This window comes from Pseudomonas sp. FG6 (genome assembly GCF_057809015.1).
On sequence record NZ_JBMDJD010000093.1, the window covers coordinates 1 to 359 of the forward strand.

1 protein-coding gene is annotated in these 359 nt (G+C 62.1%); it reads left to right on the forward strand.

What is annotated here, in order from left to right:
- On the forward strand, positions 1-359 hold a 359-nt coding region (locus tag ACODSJ_RS24750; RefSeq protein WP_489104229.1), incomplete at both ends, for an immunoglobulin-like domain-containing protein.

Sequence of the window (359 nt, forward strand, 5' to 3'; positions counted from 1 at the left end):
CCGGCTCAAACCCCGGTCACTGTGACCCTGAGCAATGGCTCGGTCATCACCATCGCCGCCGGCCAGACCACCGGCACCGTCGTCGTCGACACTCCAGCCAACGACGTCTACAACAACGGCAGTACCGTCAGCACCACCATTACCGGTGCCACCGGTGGCAACTTTGAAAACCTGGTGCCGAGCACTACGCCAGCGGTCACCACGATCACTGATTCGGTGGACAACACCGGTCTGACCCTGACCGCCAACGACACCATCACCGAAGGCGGTTCGATCACCTACACCGCCACCCTGACCAATCCGGCTCAAACCCCGGTCACTGTGACCCTGAGCAATGGCTCGGTCATCACCATCGCCGC